The sequence below is a fragment of the Acinetobacter nosocomialis NIPH 2119 genome (assembly GCF_000368085.1).
In the GTDB taxonomy this organism is placed as follows: domain Bacteria; phylum Pseudomonadota; class Gammaproteobacteria; order Pseudomonadales; family Moraxellaceae; genus Acinetobacter; species Acinetobacter nosocomialis.
In genome coordinates, this window is the sequence record NZ_KB849239.1 from 2,739,717 (window position 1) to 2,756,227 (window position 16,511).

General features: G+C 40.7%; 17 protein-coding genes and 3 tRNA genes. 7 read left to right on the top strand and 13 right to left on the bottom strand.

Annotated features, from left to right (window positions below):
* The 3 genes from F984_RS16610 to F984_RS16620 are packed head-to-tail and all read left to right on the top strand — an operon-like array spanning nt 1 to nt 1,217.
* Nucleotides 1-528, top strand: coding sequence for a Na+/H+ antiporter subunit E (locus F984_RS16610; RefSeq protein ID WP_002156972.1), 528 nt, complete (start codon nt 1-3; stop codon nt 526-528).
* Nucleotides 525-800, top strand: coding sequence for a monovalent cation/H+ antiporter subunit F (locus F984_RS16615; protein ID WP_002053531.1), 276 nt, complete (start codon nt 525-527; stop codon nt 798-800). Before F984_RS16610 ends, F984_RS16615 begins: the two co-directional genes overlap by 4 nt.
* Nucleotides 801-812: 12 nt before the next feature.
* Nucleotides 813-1,217 carry a Na+/H+ antiporter subunit G gene (locus F984_RS16620; protein ID WP_002157026.1) on the top strand — a complete coding sequence of 135 codons (405 nt, stop codon included), beginning with the start codon at nt 813-815 and terminating at the stop codon, nt 1,215-1,217.
* Between the two features lie 56 nt (nt 1,218-1,273).
* Here F984_RS16620 and F984_RS16625 read toward each other — a convergent pair whose 3' ends face one another.
* The 9 genes from F984_RS16625 to tpiA form a co-directional block, all read right to left on the bottom strand.
* Nucleotides 1,274-1,675, bottom strand: a complete 402-nt coding sequence (locus tag F984_RS16625; protein WP_002157043.1) for a ribosome-binding factor A — start codon at nt 1,673-1,675, stop codon at nt 1,274-1,276.
* Complete coding sequence (infB, locus tag F984_RS16630) at nt 1,675-4,374, bottom strand: translation initiation factor IF-2 (RefSeq protein WP_002156968.1); 2,700 nt, start codon at nt 4,372-4,374, stop codon at nt 1,675-1,677. Before infB ends, F984_RS16625 begins: the two co-directional genes overlap by 1 nt.
* 10 nt (nt 4,375-4,384) lie before the next feature.
* Nucleotides 4,385-5,869, bottom strand: a complete 1,485-nt coding sequence (gene nusA, locus F984_RS16635; protein ID WP_002156952.1) for a transcription termination factor NusA — start codon at nt 5,867-5,869, stop codon at nt 4,385-4,387.
* A gap of 37 nt (nt 5,870-5,906) precedes the next feature.
* A complete protein-coding gene (rimP, locus tag F984_RS16640) occupies nt 5,907-6,431 on the bottom strand; it encodes a ribosome maturation factor RimP (protein WP_002157009.1) in 525 nt (174 codons plus the stop codon).
* 215 nt (nt 6,432-6,646) lie between these two features.
* Nucleotides 6,647-6,723 (bottom strand) — tRNA-Met (locus F984_RS16645).
* 88 nt (nt 6,724-6,811) lie between these two features.
* Nucleotides 6,812-6,888, bottom strand: a tRNA-Met gene (locus F984_RS16650).
* A 38-nt stretch (nt 6,889-6,926) separates the two neighbouring features.
* Nucleotides 6,927-7,011, bottom strand: a tRNA-Leu gene (locus F984_RS16655).
* A 56-nt stretch (nt 7,012-7,067) separates the two neighbouring features.
* On the bottom strand, nt 7,068-7,397 hold the full coding sequence (gene secG, locus F984_RS16660) for a preprotein translocase subunit SecG (RefSeq protein WP_002156913.1): 330 nt from the start codon (nt 7,395-7,397) through the stop codon (nt 7,068-7,070).
* Nucleotides 7,398-7,409: 12 nt separating this feature from the next.
* Complete coding sequence (gene tpiA / locus F984_RS16665) at nt 7,410-8,204, bottom strand: triose-phosphate isomerase (protein WP_004710827.1); 795 nt, start codon at nt 8,202-8,204, stop codon at nt 7,410-7,412.
* Nucleotides 8,205-8,494: 290 nt separating this feature from the next.
* Between tpiA and pilB the strand changes: the two genes are divergently transcribed.
* The 4 genes from pilB to coaE are packed head-to-tail and all read left to right on the top strand — an operon-like array spanning nt 8,495 to nt 12,919.
* On the top strand, nt 8,495-10,207 hold the full coding sequence (gene pilB / locus F984_RS16670; protein ID WP_004710829.1) for a type IV-A pilus assembly ATPase PilB: 1,713 nt from the start codon (nt 8,495-8,497) through the stop codon (nt 10,205-10,207).
* 27 nt (nt 10,208-10,234) lie between these two features.
* Nucleotides 10,235-11,461: a type II secretion system F family protein gene (locus tag F984_RS16675; RefSeq protein ID WP_004710832.1), complete on the top strand. Its 1,227-nt coding sequence runs from the start codon at nt 10,235-10,237 to the stop codon at nt 11,459-11,461.
* Nucleotides 11,461-12,321, top strand: a complete 861-nt coding sequence (locus tag F984_RS23110; protein WP_004710834.1) for a prepilin peptidase — start codon at nt 11,461-11,463, stop codon at nt 12,319-12,321. Before F984_RS16675 ends, F984_RS23110 begins: the two co-directional genes overlap by 1 nt.
* Nucleotide 12,322: 1 nt before the next feature.
* A complete protein-coding gene (coaE, locus tag F984_RS16685) occupies nt 12,323-12,919 on the top strand; it encodes a dephospho-CoA kinase (RefSeq protein WP_000874125.1) in 597 nt (198 codons plus the stop codon).
* Here the strand turns inward: coaE and F984_RS16690 are convergent.
* The 4 genes from F984_RS16690 to F984_RS16705 form a co-directional block, all read right to left on the bottom strand.
* Nucleotides 12,916-13,830, bottom strand: coding sequence for a DMT family transporter (locus tag F984_RS16690; RefSeq protein WP_004710837.1), 915 nt, complete (start codon nt 13,828-13,830; stop codon nt 12,916-12,918). The genes coaE and F984_RS16690 overlap by 4 nt on opposite strands.
* Before the next feature lie 35 nt (nt 13,831-13,865).
* Nucleotides 13,866-14,615, bottom strand: coding sequence for a 23S rRNA (guanosine(2251)-2'-O)-methyltransferase RlmB (rlmB, locus tag F984_RS16695; protein WP_002156969.1), 750 nt, complete (start codon nt 14,613-14,615; stop codon nt 13,866-13,868).
* A gap of 101 nt (nt 14,616-14,716) precedes the next feature.
* Nucleotides 14,717-15,043, bottom strand: coding sequence for a pyrimidine/purine nucleoside phosphorylase (gene ppnP, locus F984_RS16700; protein ID WP_000099685.1), 327 nt, complete (start codon nt 15,041-15,043; stop codon nt 14,717-14,719).
* A gap of 76 nt (nt 15,044-15,119) precedes the next feature.
* Nucleotides 15,120-16,430: a tetratricopeptide repeat protein gene (locus tag F984_RS16705; protein ID WP_004710840.1), complete on the bottom strand. Its 1,311-nt coding sequence runs from the start codon at nt 16,428-16,430 to the stop codon at nt 15,120-15,122.
* Between the last annotated feature and the right edge of the window lie 81 nt (nt 16,431-16,511).

A 16,511-nucleotide genomic window follows, 5' to 3' on the forward strand; every position in this document is an offset into this window, starting at 1 on the left:
ATGCAGCTATCTAAATTGCTTGACCGCTGGTTTCCGCATCCATTTGTTTCTTTTTTAATTATCGTTTTTTGGTTAATGCTCTCGCATAGTCTTGATGCAAGTGACCTGCTCATGGCTGTAATTTTGGGGCTTGTGATTCCTCGATTGGTTCGACCTTTTATTACTAGAACACCGCACATTCATTGGCAACCAGCAGTAAAACTATGCTTTGTTGTACTGTGGGATATTATTGTTTCCAATTTTCGCGTTGCTAAACTGGTATTAGGGTCACCTAAAAAATTACATCCCAAATGGTACCGTGTTCCATTAGAAACAGAACATGAACAAGTAAATTCTTTACTCGCAATGATTATTACCACAACACCAGGTACGGTCTCTGCTGGTATTGATCAAGAGCGTGGTGACATTTTGGTACACTCGCTCAGTACAGAAAATACTGAAAGTGATGTGCAAGACATCAAACAACGCTATGAGGCTCCACTCATGGAAATTTTTGATGTGAAAAGCAAATCGGAGGACAACACATGACCATCCTACCTTATGCACTTGGCATTAGCTTGATTGCCATCACGATCTCTATGTTGCTCTGTCTGTTTCGTATGGTGATGGGACCATCAATTGTAGATCGCCTTTTAGCACTTGATACCCTTTTTCTAAATGCAACTTGTCTTATTGTTGTATTAGGTATTTATTGGACAACCACCTCTTTATTTGAAGGGGCATTATTAGTTGCCATGCTAGGGTTTGTATCGACAGCTGCTTTGGCTCGTTATTTTACAACCGGTCATGTAATCGATTAGAGGGAGGTCAAAATGCAAATTACAATGGAAATTATTGTTTCGATCTTTCTAGTTTTTGGTTCGTTCTTTATGTTAGTTGGTTCTATCGGCATGGTACGCCTACCCGATTTATTTATGCGACTACATGCGCCTACCAAATCGAGTACATTAGGACTAGGTAGCTTTTTAATTGCTTCAATGATCTTTTTTGCTTTTCAAGGTCGTTTTGGCTTTGCCGAACTTCTCATTACTCTGTTAGCTTTCATTACGGCACCTGTTTCAGCCAATTTAATTGCACAAGCAGCACTACATCTGCGTTTACGCTCATTAAGTGGTGAAGTTCCTGAAGCAATCGAACGTCCATTACCATGGGATCGCTATAAAATCGGACAACGCTTTTCACAAAACAAACCTCCGATGGAGCCTCCTCAGGAATAAAAATGTGAACAAATAAAAAAGCCACCCAAAGGTGGCTTTTTTATTTTGAGTATAAATTACTCTTCGTCATCTGACTTACGTTCCGGTAAATCTTGTACCGCTTTTTCAATAAGACCAAACATATAATTACCATATGCATTCGTCTTATCGTAATGGAAACGTAAGCGAGGCGTAATACGTGTTTTGATACGACGACTGAGTTCATGACGCAAGAAACCAGAAGCTTTATTTAATACATCTAAAGTTTCTTTATTTGCTGCTTCACTCTGCTCATCACCTAGCTCACGCCCCATAACAGTAACGTAAACTTCAGCGTATCCCATATCCGCACTGACTTTCACGGCTGAGATGGTCACTAGACCACCCAGACGCGGATCTTTTAACTCCTGACGGATTAGATCAGACAGCTCACGCTGTACTGAATCCGCCATTCGCTTTAAGCGTTGGCTACCCGCCATTAAAGACTCCGTTTAATCAATTGAACATCATATACTTCGATCTTATCTTGTACTTTGATGTCTTTATAACCTTTAACCGCAAGACCACATTCCATACCAGCACGAACTTCATCAACTACATCTTTATAACGACGTAATGATTCAAGTTCACCTTGGAACACAACCACGTCATCACGTAATACGCGAATCGGTTTATTACGGTGTAATGTACCTTCAAGTACCATACAGCCTGCTGCTGCACCAAACTTACTTGAGTGGAATACTTCACGTACTTCAGCAACACCCAAGATTGTTTCACGGTGTTCAGGAGCAAGTTTACCGCTCATGGCATCTTTCACATCATCAATCAATTCATAGATGATGCTGTAGTAACGAATATCGATACCGTCTTGGTCACTTCTCTGACGCGCAGCTGTATCAGCACGAACGTTGAAGCCTAACAATACTGCTTCTGAAGATTCAGCAAGAATTACATCAGATTCAGTAATCGCACCAACACCAGAACTAATTACACGAACTTTTACTTCATCAGTAGAGAGTTCATATAAAGCTGCATTCAATGCTTCTAAAGTACCACGTACGTCAGTTCTTAAAACAACGTTCACTGTAGGAACATCTTTTTTGCCCATTGACGACATGATATTTTCAAGACGCATTGCACTTTGACGCTCAATACGTTTTTGACGCTCACGGTCAGCACGAGCATCGGCAACTTCACGTGCTTTTTTCTCGTCATTTACAACAAGAACTTCGTCACCTGCCATTGGAGCATCTGGAAGACCCAGAATTTCTACCGGAATAGATGGTCCTGCTGATTTAATTGGCTTACCGTTTTCGTCAGACATTGCGCGGACACGACCATAAGATGAACCTGCAAGAACAAGGTCACCAATATTTAATGTACCGTTTTGAACAAGAATAGAAGTTACTGCACCACGGCCTTTATCAACACGCGCTTCAATAACAACACCTTGCGCAGCACCTTCAGCAGATGCTTTTAATTCCATCAATTCTGATTGAATAAGAATTAAATCAAGAAGTTCATCAATACCTTGTCCAGTATGTGCTGAAACTTTAGCAATCGGAACATCACCACCCCATTCTTCTGGAACGATTTGTTTCGTTGTTAATTCATTTAACACACGGTCTGGATCAGCAGATTCTTTATCCATCTTGTTGATTGCAACAATAATTGGAGTACCTGCTGCACGAGCATGGTCAATTGCTTCTGCAGTTTGTGGCATTACACCGTCATCTGCCGCAACAACCAATACCACGATATCTGTTGCTTTAGCACCACGTGCACGCATTGAAGTAAACGCAGCATGTCCCGGTGTATCAAGGAATGTAATAATCCCTTTGTCTGTTTCAACGTGATACGCACCAATGTGCTGGGTAATACCACCTGCTTCACCAGCCGCAACTTTCGAACGACGGATACGGTCAAGCAATGATGTTTTACCATGGTCAACGTGACCCATAATCGTAACAACTGGTGGACGAGTTGTTTGCTCACCACGTGCTTCTTCAGCCGCTTCAAGCAAATTATCTTCCGCCTGTGTATCAGAAACTAGAACAGGGTTGTGTCCCATTTCTTCTACAACAAGTGCAGCTGTATCTTGGTCAATAGCTTGATCTTGATTAACCAACTCACCCATTTTCATAAGTGTTTTGATAACTTCACGTACTTTAATCGCCATCTTTTGAGCAAGATCGGCAACAACAATACTTGAACCGATTTCTACGTCATAGACTTGCTTTTTAACTGGCTTTTCAAATCCATGCTTGTTTGCTTGGCTTGATTTTAAACCACGTTTGTTATGGTTAACGAAGCTTTGCTCTTCTTGACCACGACGACCACCTTTCTTACCCGCACGCGGGTTAGTAGTTGCGCCACCGCGTTTAATTTCACGGTCTTCTTGCTTAAATGAATCTTCATACGCTTGGCCAACAAGACCTGAAGCAAGTGGAGAATCATCAATTACACGAATTGTGGTAGTAGCATCGTCATTTGAGTACTTAGATGCCATTTTGCGCATTTGTTCAAGCGTACGTTGCTGAGCTTCTTCAGCCGCTTTACGACGTGCAGCTTCTTCAGTTGCTTTTAACTGAGCTGTTTGAGCTTCACGCGCTTTCTTTTGCTCTAATGTTTCTGCTGGTTTTGGTGCAGGTTTTACTGTACCACCACCACGTTTTTTCACTACAACGGCAGCTTTAGGAGCTGACTGTGCAGCGCTATCTTGTTGATGAGCAGCACGCATTGCATCTAAAGTTGCTTTTGCTTTTTGCTCTGTTTGAAGACGCGCTTTTTGCTCTGCAGTTTCACGCGCTTGTTGATCTGCACGTGCTTTAGCTTCTGCTTCTGCACGCGCTTTAGCTTCTGCTGCAATTTGTTCTGGGTTTGGTTTAGCAAAAACCTGTTTTTTACGTACTTCTACGTTAATTGTTTTTGCTTTACCTGAAGTACTTGCAACTTTAGCGGTACTGGTTGTTTTACGTTTCAACGCAATTTTTCCTGTGTTACCACTTTCCTGACCATGCACTTTTTTCAAATGATTGACTAAAGTGTCCTGTTGTTCAGTGGTAATAATGTCGTCTGCTGTACGTTGAGGCAAACCTGCTTCGCGAGCCTGTTCTAGGAGCTTCTCAACAGGACGTCCTACACTGAGAGCTAACTCTTTAATCGACTTGTCCGTCATATTTCATCTCCTAGTTAAACCATGATTCGCGAGCTTTCATGATCAATTGACCTGCTTTTTCATGATCAAGACCTTCAATATCAGAGATATCGTCAGTAGCCTGATCTGCCAAATCATCAACGGTAATAATACCGCGAGCGGCAAGCGAGTAAGCGATCTCAGAAGTCATGCCTTCCATTGTGAGAAGGTCTGCGCTCGGTTCTTGAATATTTTCTTGCTGTTTCAAAGCATCAGTAAGGGCTGCTTCTTTTGCACGACTTTGCAATAACTCAACCAATTCAGCATCAAGCTCAATTTCGTCAAAAGTTTCAGCAGGAACATAAGCAATCTCTTCTAAAGAAGTGAAGCCCATTTCTACCAATGCCATTGCTAAATCTTCTTCAATATCTAAACGTGATACAAACATGTCGAGATATTGTTGAGCTTCATTTTGCTGACGAGCACGATACTCTTCTTCAAGCATCATGTCGAGTTTGTAGCCAGTTAAATCAGAAGCTAAGCGAACGTTTTGACCTTGTGAGCCAATCGCACGAGCTAATTGATCGCTGGTTGCAAAAATAATATCGGCACTTCTTGCATCTTCATCAAGCACGATGCCTGAAACATCAGCTGGTTCTAATGCGCTAGCAATGTATTGAGCTGGATCATCAGACCAAACCACTACATCAATACGTTCACCGTTTAACTCCTGCTGTACAGCTTGAATACGCGTACCACGCATACCAATACATGCACCTACAGGGTCGATACGGTGATCATTTGTTTTCACTGCAATTTTAGCACGGACACCTGGTTGGCGTGCCGCTGCTTTAATTTCGATAATCTCTTCAGAAATTTCAGGAATTTCTTTTTTCATTAAAGCGATTAACATTTCAGGCTTAGCGCGTGATAACAATAACTGAGCGCCGCGGCCTTCACGGTTAACATTATATAAGATAGCGTTTACACGTTGCTTTGGACGAAGAATTTCTTTAGGAATCATTTCTTCGCGAGCAAGATAAGCTTCTGCGTTGTCGCCTAAATCAATGATGAAACCATCTTTGGTTTGTTTTTTCACTTCACCGTAGATTAACTCACCCACTTTAGATTCGTATGCATCAGCAACTAAAGCACGCTCAGCTTCACGGATTTTTTGTACGATAACCTGTTTTGCAATTTGCGCAGCAATACGGCCAAACTCGATAGATTCAACTTCAAGTTCACGCACATCACCAATTGACCATTTCGATGGATCAACATCAGAGATCGCATCTTGGCAAGCTGGCATTTCGTGATCTTCATCCGCCACTACAGTCCATTGACGGAATGTACGGTAATCACCAGTTTTACGATCAATCTCTACACGAAGCTGAGCTTCTTCAGCATGCGTACCTTCGTAAAATCTTTTCTTCGTTGCAGCAACTAGAGCTTGTTCTAAAGCCTCGAAGATCGCTTCACGACTAACACCTTTTTCATTACTAACCGTTTCTACAACGGTAAGAATTTCGCGGCCCATAAGTCACCTACCGATTTCTTATATAATTTAAATAAATTTAATCTTGATAGATCAAGTTTGCTTTATCGATATTGTTGCTGTCGATATCAAGCACATGCTTTCCTTCAACTTCAACCTTAATCTCTTCATTTTCAAGGTCTACAGCAAGGAGTTTTGCTTGAAATTTACGGCGATTTTCTACTGCTGCAATTAAACGCAAAGCAACTTGTTGTCCAATATAGCTTTGCAACTGTTCAAGTTGAAAAAATGGGCGATCCCAACCTGGTGAAGAAACTTCTAAAGAATATTCACCTGAAATCGGATCATGAACATCCAACATCGCGCCGACTTGTTGTGTAACACGTACACAATCTTGTACGCCAATACCACGACCTTGTTCTACTTCACCATCTTCATTAATCACTGGTTCAGCGTTTTCATCAACCGGTCTATCGATATAAATACGCAATAATGAACGTTTACCTTGTGGAAGGAATTCGATTCCCCACAGGTCAACACCACATGCCTGCACTGCTGGAGCAATCATGTCATACAATGCTTGGGATTTATTTGATAATTTCATTTACTCTCGTCATTCTCGTGCGATTCAATCGGTTGTTTTAACCGACACAGACCTACTATAGTGAAGCATGACTATTTGACCAATTGATGTCGACACTACACGATAGCGATACGATAACCAATAAAAAAGGGCGTTAATCGCCCCTATGTAGCACAGAAAACAATAGTCCACTGTGCAAAAAGGCCCACCTGTCTGTGAGCCTCTTTTAAGAAACTTGGTAGCGGGAGCTGGATTTGAACCAACGACCTTCGGGTTATGAGCCCGACGAGCTACCAGACTGCTCCATCCCGCATCAACGTGCAAAAATTATATACAAATATCGAAAAAAGTCAATGTAAACTTTACAATATTCGCTTGATTAAGTTGCACCTTAATCAAATTGGTAGCGGGAGCTGGATTTGAACCAACGACCTTCGGGTTATGAGCCCGACGAGCTACCAGACTGCTCCATCCCGCATCAATAAACTGCTTGCACTCAACTTTCTGGTTCAAAGTTGGTGCGGAAGGGGGGACTTGAACCCCCACGCCCGAAGGCACTACCACCTCAAGGTAGCGTGTCTACCAATTCCACCACCACCGCAGCTTGTGGGACGCATTCTAGTCCTTTCAACTGCAAAAGGAAAGCCCTATTTCGAATTATTGACCCGTTTTTGGTGCATTTGGTGAAGTTTCAGGCGATGTTGTTTGAGCTGGTGCTGTTGTTTGTACAGTTTTCAAACTATATGCCTCTGTAGTCTGTTTTTTTGCAAAAACAGCAAGAGTCAAACTCGTTACAAAAAACAATGCAGTTAAAACAGCAGTCAGGCGAGTAAGGAAGTTACCCGAACCAGATGCACCAAATACAGTTGCTGCACCGCCACCACCAAAAGAAGCACCAGCATCTGCGCCTTTACCATGTTGCACTAAAATCAATGCAATCATCAGTACAGCTAAAATAATATGTACAACAAGTACAAAAGAGTGCATACCCTATCCTCGTTATTTGCTTTGCGCGAAGGCTTGTACAATTTGATAAAAAGATGCTGCATTTAATGAAGCACCACCCACCAACGCACCATTAATATCTGGACATGCAGCTAATTCAACAGCATTTTCAGCTTTTACACTACCACCATATAAAATAGCAATACTTGAACCCGCTGAAGTAAGCTGGCATAAGCCTTCACGAATTTTAGCGTGCATTGCTTGCGCATCTTGTGGTGAAGCTGTTTTACCAGTACCAATTGCCCAAATCGGCTCATAAGCAATTACGACTTGGTTTTGCCACTGTTCAGCAGTCACTACGGGTGCAATATCACAAATTTGTTGTAAAACAACTTGCTCTGCCTGCCCTTGTTCACGCTGTTCAAGACTTTCGCCCACACAATAAATGACAGTCAAGCCCGCATTTAATGCATTTTGGAGTTTCGCCTTCAAAATTTCAACGTTATCGCCAAAAATATCACGGCGTTCAGAGTGTCCGACCAATACGAAATTAATTTGGCTATCTTTTAATAATTCTGCACTAACTTCGCCAGTATAAGCACCTGTACCTGCAATACGCGATACATCTTGCGCAACTGTATATACCGTTCTTGCAGCATCCTGCAATTGCGCCTGTACTGTTGTAAGTGCAATAGAAACAGGGGCAACGCCCACATGGCAGCTTTCATCTGCAATTTGGTTTTGTTGCAATAATTGTTTAAATTCTTCTATAAGTTGGTTGGCGTTAGCACGCATTGGATTCATTTTCCAGTTGCCAACTACCCAAGGCGTAATCGTCGAACCCGACATACTGCTCACCTTTCATCAAAAATGCAGCACATTCTACACGCATTTATACAAATTTCAGATACTTTTCTTTAAAGGGATTACTTATATCTTTTCTTCTCTTTGAAATTAAGAAAAACTTTATAGCCATTCGAAGTTAAACATTCTAAAAATTAATCTTTAAAAACTTCGACTAGTTCAAGCTTTAATAGCTCGAGTAAGACTAGAGCAACACTTTATAAGGTAGTAATTTTACATAACAAAAGTATAATTTTTCATATACCAATTATAAACACATTAGCATAGGCAGGCAGATGTCAGTATTACATACATCTCCAAAATTTACGGGGTTTTTTCGGCGTTTAGTCGAAGAAAAGCATGTGTCGGCAGCGACCATGCAAAATGCATTAGATGCAGCAAAGAGAGCCAAGCAGGATACAGTCGCATATTTAATTGAAGAGGTACATCTCTCCCCTTCTTTATTGGCTGAAACCATTTCTGCGGAGTTTGCTGAACCATATTTTGATCTAGATGTTTATGACACATCTCAGATTCCTAAAGATCTGGTCGATCAAAAACTGATTTTAAAACATCGAATTTTGCCGCTCATTCAAAGAGGACAAATTCTATATGTCGCCACCAGCAATCCAAGTAATATTGAAGCAATCGATGCAATCCGTTTTAACAGTAAATTGCTGGTTGAACCTGTTATTGTCGAGCATCATAAGCTGGAAAAAGTTTTAGGCCAGCATTTTGCAGAAGAAAGCAGCTTTGACTTTAATGATGAAGAGTTTGATCTTGACGTCAGCCTTGATGGTCCTACCACTCAAGAAGATGAAGAAGAAACACCTCAAGGTGATGAAGCTCCTATTGTTAAATATATTAATAAGTTGCTTATTGATGCCATTCGTATGGGCGCGTCAGATTTACATTTTGAGCCTTATGAAAAGTCATATCGGGTACGTTATCGTGTCGATGGTGTGTTACGTCAAATTGCCAATCCGCCTTTACAACTTGCAAACCGTTTGGCATCACGCTTAAAAGTAATGTCCCAAATGGACATTTCCGAAAAACGTGTCCCACAAGATGGTCGTATTAAACTTAAGCTATCAAAAACCAAAGCAATTGATTTCCGTGTGAACTCTCTCCCTACCTTGTTTGGTGAAAAATTAGTTCTACGTATTCTTGATCCATCAAGCGCAATGCTAGGCATTGATGCATTAGGCTACGAAGAAGAACAAAAAGCTTTATTTATGGAAGCTTTAGATAAACCACAAGGTATGCTTTTGATTACTGGACCAACAGGTTCCGGTAAAACTGTATCTCTATATACAGGCTTAAATATTTTAAATACTGAAAGTTCCAATATTTCTACTGCCGAGGATCCAGTGGAAATTAACTTAGAAGGTATTAATCAGGTTAACGTCAATCCTAAAGTGGGTTTAACATTTGCAGCTGCTCTTAAGTCTTTTTTACGTCAAGACCCTGACATTATTATGGTCGGTGAGATTCGTGACTTGGAAACAGCAGAAATTGCGATTAAGGCTGCTCAAACCGGCCACATGGTGATGTCAACACTACATACCAATAGTGCTCCGGAAACATTGACCCGTCTACGCAATATGGGGGTTCCTTCTTTTAATATTGCAACATCAGTAAATCTAGTGATTGCACAGCGTTTAGCACGTCGTCTTTGTTCTCAATGTAAAATACCTGCTGATATTCCTAAACAAAGCTTATTAGAAATGGGCTTTACCGAACAAGATTTAGCACATCCAGATTTTCGGGTTTTTCAACCCGTGGGCTGTCCTGAATGTCGTGAAGGCTATAAAGGCCGTGTCGGTATTTATGAGGTAATGAAAGTTACACCTGAAATTTCCAAGATTATTATGGAAGATGGCAACGCTTTAGAAATCGCGGCTGCTTCTGAAAAATTGGGGTTTAATAATCTACGTCGTTCAGGTTTAAAAAAGGTGATGCAAGGGGTGACCTCTTTACAAGAAGTTAACCGTGTAACCAGTGAATAAGACACTATTTAAAATAAGGATAATCTAATGGCTGTCAAAAAGGCACAAATGATGCCGACTTTTGCTTATGAAGGGGTTGACCGTAAGGGCGTAAAAATTAAAGGAGAACTTCCGGCTAAAAATATGGCTTTAGCCAAAGTAACCTTACGCAAACAAGGGGTGACTGTTCGAACTATACGTGAAAAACGTAAAAATATTCTTGAAGGGTTATTTAAGAAAAAAGTAACTACACTCGATATTACGATTTTTACCCGACAACTTGCGACTATGATGAAAGCTGGTGTACCTCTAGTACAAGGCTTTGAAATTGTAGCAGAAGGTTTAGAAAACCCTGCCATGCGAGAGGTTGTCCTCGGTATTAAAAGTGAAGTTGAAGGTGGTAGTACCTTTGCCTCAGCTTTAAAAAAGTACCCTCAACATTTTGATAACTTGTTTTGTTCACTTGTTGAATCTGGTGAACAATCAGGTGCACTCGAAACGATGTTGGATCGCGTTGCAATTTATAAAGAAAAAAGTGAGTTGCTCAAGCAAAAAATTAAGAAAGCAATGAAATACCCTGCAACAGTTATTGTGGTAGCCATTGTGGTGACTATTATTTTGATGGTTAAAGTAGTCCCCGTTTTCCAAGATTTATTTGCTTCTTTCGGCGCAGAATTACCAGCATTTACACAAATGGTCGTGAATATGTCGAAATGGATGCAGGAATACTGGTTCATTATGATTATTGCGATTGGTGTATTTATTGCTGCGTTTTTAGAAGCAAAAAAACGTAGTAAAAAGTTTCGTGATGGCTTAGATAAACTGGCGCTTAAGTTACCTATTTTCGGAGATCTGGTTTATAAAGCAATTATTGCCCGTTATAGCCGCACGCTTGCTACAACATTTGCCGCAGGTGTTCCGCTTATTGATGCACTAGAGTCGACTGCAGGCGCAACAAATAATGTCATTTATGAGCAAGCTGTGATGAAAATTCGTGAAGATGTGGCAACCGGTCAACAACTTCAATTTGCTATGCGAGTATCTAATCGTTTTCCATCTATGGCTATACAAATGGTTGCAATTGGTGAAGAATCGGGTGCACTAGACAGCATGCTCGATAAAGTTGCCACTTACTATGAAAATGAAGTGGATAATGCCGTTGATGGTTTAACTTCTATGATGGAACCTTTAATTATGGCAATTTTAGGGGTACTCGTAGGCGGTCTGGTAATTGCTATGTATCTTCCAATTTTCCAAATGGGCTCAGTTGTATAATGCAAGACATCATTGCGTATTTTATTCAAAACTTAACTGCACTTTATATTGCTGTTGCACTCGTGAGCCTATGTATCGGTAGCTTTCTTAATGTAGTGATTTACCGCACACCAAGAATGATGGAGCAAGATTGGCAGCAAGAATGCCAAATGTTACTCAATCCTGAGCAACCCATTATTGATCATGAGAAGCTAACTTTAAGTAAGCCTGCTTCATCATGCCCTGCATGCCATCAACCCATCCGTTGGTATCAAAATATCCCACTCATAAGCTGGCTAGTGTTAAGAGGAAAATGTGGTCATTGCCAGCACCCGATTAGCATTCGCTATCCAGCCATCGAACTACTTACCATGCTATGTTCATTGGTGGTGGTTATGGTGTTTGGTCCAACCATACAAATGCTTTTTGGACTCGTCCTCACATGGATATTGATAGCACTTACCTTTATTGATTTCGATACACAATTATTGCCTGATCGCTTTACCCTACCTTTAGCTGCGCTTGGTTTAGGCATTAACACCTTTAATATCTACACCTCACCCAACTCGGCCATTTGGGGTTACCTCATTGGTTTTCTATGTCTTTGGATTGTCTATTACTTATTTAAAGTAATTACTGGCAAAGAAGGTATGGGCTACGGCGACTTTAAATTACTTGCAGCATTAGGTGCATGGATGGGGCCATTGATGCTGCCGTTAATTGTGTTATTGTCATCGTTACTTGGCGCAATCATTGGCATCATTTTATTAAAATTAAGAAATGACAATCAGCCTTTTGCGTTTGGGCCATATATTGCCATTGCAGGTTGGGTTGCCTTTTTATGGGGTGATCAGATTATGAAAATTTATTTGGGAGGTTAAGATGGCTTTTATTCTGGGAATCACAGGTGGTATAGGCAGTGGTAAATCAGCTGCAACACAGTGGTTTGAATCCCAAGGAATCCAAGTCGTCGATGCCGATATTGTTGCTCGCGAAGTGGTTGAAAAGGGCCAACCTGCCCTTCAAAAAATTCAGCAAACTTTTGGAGACTGGGTGCTTCAACCCGATGGCAGTTTAGACCGTCGTGCCTTACGTGAATATATTTTTCAAAATCCACAAGCGCGTCATACACTTGAGCAAATTACCCATCCTGCAATCCGTCAATCTATTATTCAACAGCTACAAAATCCTAAAAGTCCTTATGTAATTTTAGTTTCGCCATTATTGTTTGAAACAAATCAACATGAACTGGTCAATCACACGCTACTAATTGATGCGAGTGAACAAACTCAAATTCAGCGTGCAAGCCAGCGCGATGGGCAAAACCAAGAACAAATCCAGAAAATCATTGCTGCACAAATGCCACGCGAACGAAAACGTGAGCTTGCCAATGACATAGTGTTTAACGATGGATTACTCGAACATTTATATCAGCAATTAGAGCCTTTACATCAAAGCTATTTGAAGCGTGCAAACTAATTTTGTGTATTTTGCTGTTTAATCTTTTGTGTCAGGCTATCTTGTCTAAACCAGCGCCAAGGCTGTAAAGCGCCTACCCCCATACCTACCAAGCCCACAACAATTGATGGGCTTAATGATTCACCAAGTAAAGGTACAGCTAAAATAGCTGCAATAAACGGCGCCAAAGTTACAATACTTCCCGTTTTAAAAGCTCCAAGACGTTGAATAGCAGCAACATAAGTCAACGTTGCAATAATAACGACAAATACGCCATGAAAAATGCCTTGTACAGCCAAATGTACAGGATCTACATCCATAAAATGTTTAGGTAAGAATAATAGGTAAATCGGCAAATAAATAATTGCAGACCAAATCGCGACGCTTGCCATAGAGTGCCAGGCAGAGAGTTTCCACTGTTTAAGTAATACAGTGAAAATGCCCCACCAAATCGCACTAATAAAAAGAAGTAAATCCCCCAAGCCAAAAGCAGAAGCATTACCTTGCAACATCAACACACTCATGAGAGCCAAGGCAGTGATCATAATTGCCAGACTCACCCATGTATGCTTATCAAATGGTTGTCTAAATAAAATATAGGCAGCTATAGCTGTACAGATGGGGATACAACCATTTAAAAATATTGCGGCATGTGCAGCTGGCGCATAAAGAAACGCAGTATAGACGGTGAGACAATAGATGACTCCACCAATGAGCGCCAAAATAACCGCATGCTTACTCCATAAAAAAGCGAGATCTTTTTTATAAATTAAGATAGGCATCAAAATTAGAAAAGCAATAGCGAAGCGCAGTGCAGCAATATCCCAAGCACTGATGTGCCATTGTGCATTTAAACGGGCAAAAAGCGTAAACCCGCCCCAAATGCACATGGTCACCAATACAAAAAAATAACCTTGCTTACGGGGAGACATATTAAGACTGCTTTAAAACGAGAAAGGCAGCTAAATTATACCTCAGAACGCTGACGGCAAGCCTCATAAAGTGCCATACCTGTTGCCACACTCACATTTAGGCTCTGTAAATTCCCAGACATCGGGATATAAACTTTATGATCACACTGTGCCTGAGTAATTGGACGTAAACCTGTGTCTTCTGCACCCATAACAATGACAACTGGACCAGAGAAATCACATTTTTGAATAGGCAAAGCACTTTCATCAAGCATTGTACCAATCACACGTACGTGAGTTGTCTCTTTAAGATGCGCTAAAGTACGAGCCAAATTAGTCACTTGAATGAATTTAACTTTTTCAGCCCCGCCCGCTGCGACTTTACGAGCAGTTGGAGTTAAGCTTGCTGAGCGATCACGAGGAACAATGACTGCTTGAACACCCATTGCAGCGGCTGTACGAATACAAGCCCCTAAGTTATGCGGGTCTGTCACCTGATCTAATGCCAGCAATAAGGCATCTGGAGTTTCAGCCAAAATCTGATCGAGATCTTTTTCATTTAAGGTCGGATGCGGACGTACTGCTGCAACTACACCTTGGTGGAATGGTAAGCCTGCAAGCTTCTCAAGACTTTCACGGCTTGCTTTTTGTACGCTAATTCCAAAAGGCTCAGCCAATTGCAAAATCTTTTGTAAACGTTGATCATCGCGCCCCTTCAATGTAAACAAGGTCAGCACGCGCTCCGGCTCAAGTTCTAACAATGACTCCACTGAGTGAACGCCATAATAATATTCCGGTTTTGCCATGCATGACCTCTAACAACGTTTGAGCAAAAAATAAAAATCCTGCAAAGCCAACTTCACAGGATTTCTTTGGGCATAGTGTACCCGATTTAAACAGGAATTTCTTAGCCTTCTAAATGGCAAACATAATCGAGTACTTCATCAGTCTCGATTTTAAAAACGCTATTGCCTGGTACATAAAATGATTGACCAGCGCGGAACAATTCACTTTCATTGCTATCTGCAATTTTAACGCGACATTCACCTGAAATAATTTCCATACGCTCAGGAACATGTGTTTCAAATGTTAAAGGCTGCTCAGTCGGCAAAATAACACCTAATGTTTTTTTCGTTCCATCTTCAAATTGCACGGTATGGCTGATACATGCTCCACCAAAATAAACATTTGATTTTTTGATGACCGTTACATGATCAAATTGGGTTGAACTCATGCACACTCTCCAGATAATGCCGCATTTATATAAATTATGATGAATGTAGTTTAATTGTGCCTAAATAACTAATCAATCAGTTTTCATACGGATAGACTTGTAATTTCCACTGCTGTAACTGAATTTTTTTAGCAAAAGCGTGGGGTAAATTTACTTCAATATTTCGACTCTTCGACACTATTGCATCATATCTGCAAACTTCATCGTGATTTTCATCGAATACAACCCAATAAACTTTCTCTGCAGTTGGGTGTGTCACAGCAGTTGTAACCACTGGTGAACCATTATCCATGCCAACATGAAAATTGTCTGGGTCATTTTGCATTGAAGCTGACTCGTAAGCCGGAAAATCGATGCCATTTTCATCAAATTGCTGGCTGTCATGCACAAGTACACTTTGTTTTAAAGTCGGCCAAACACGATAACGAAGATAATGCTGATCTATGACCCGATTGTCCGGATACTTTCCAGTGGCGACATAATCTCTGACATGTGCTTCAATATTATGAAAAATACCTGAGCAACCACCCCACATTCCCGCCAAAATTAATTCAGTGTGAGAATAGCTATCTCTCATTAAATGAAACCATTGATCACTCTTGAGCCAAGCATTGACAGCAGCTTTTTCACGATAAGACACGATAGAGTCAGCATCCCGTATCAAAAATCGTTTAACTAGCGGATCATCCATGACTAAAAAGCGCCAAAATAAACCAGATAACTGTTTTTGAGTGGGGCTGACATGTACTACTTGGGCACCATTTGCTTGTAAACGTTTCTGTACAAGTTCAGGAACGGTATCATCTATATAGAACCGACACGTCCATTCCGGATAAATTTCTTGCGCTAACTTAGTATTTAAAATTGAAGTTTCACAGTAACGTGGATTTGCTCCAAATAAAGAAAAAGCAATAATGTTTTCTTGAGGATTGGGACTAAATGGTACAGGCTTATGAGGGGGTATATTTAAAGCTGGCTCATTCATTGTAAGTTCTTTTTTTGTTGAAATGGCTAAACGCCCAAATTTGATTTTTTCTTCTTTTTTATTTAAATGATGACAAACTTCGGTTAAGCCATCATATAAATTTGTATTAACGTTGGAACCACTTGCTTTAATAGCTTGCATATAATGTTGATATGCATCGTCATAACGGCGTAACCGCAGCTCAGTATAAGCTAAATCAGATAGTGCTCCAGGATGCTGTGGCACTAGATTTACCGCTTTTTTTACATGCTGATAAGCTTTGGCATAATCACCTTGTGCAGCAGCCTGTTTAAATGCATTAAAATGCTGACTTAAAATTTTATTCATTTCAGCAGGATTTGTTTTTTTATGGCGGTTCATCATCCCTATTGGTGCTTTCGGTAAGCTTAATGTTTTTTTCATTGTAAAGTTCCGCAATCTTGCTGTTCTATAATTTCATTTAGAATAATAGATCACTTGTAGCAAATTCAAAACTTCTCTATC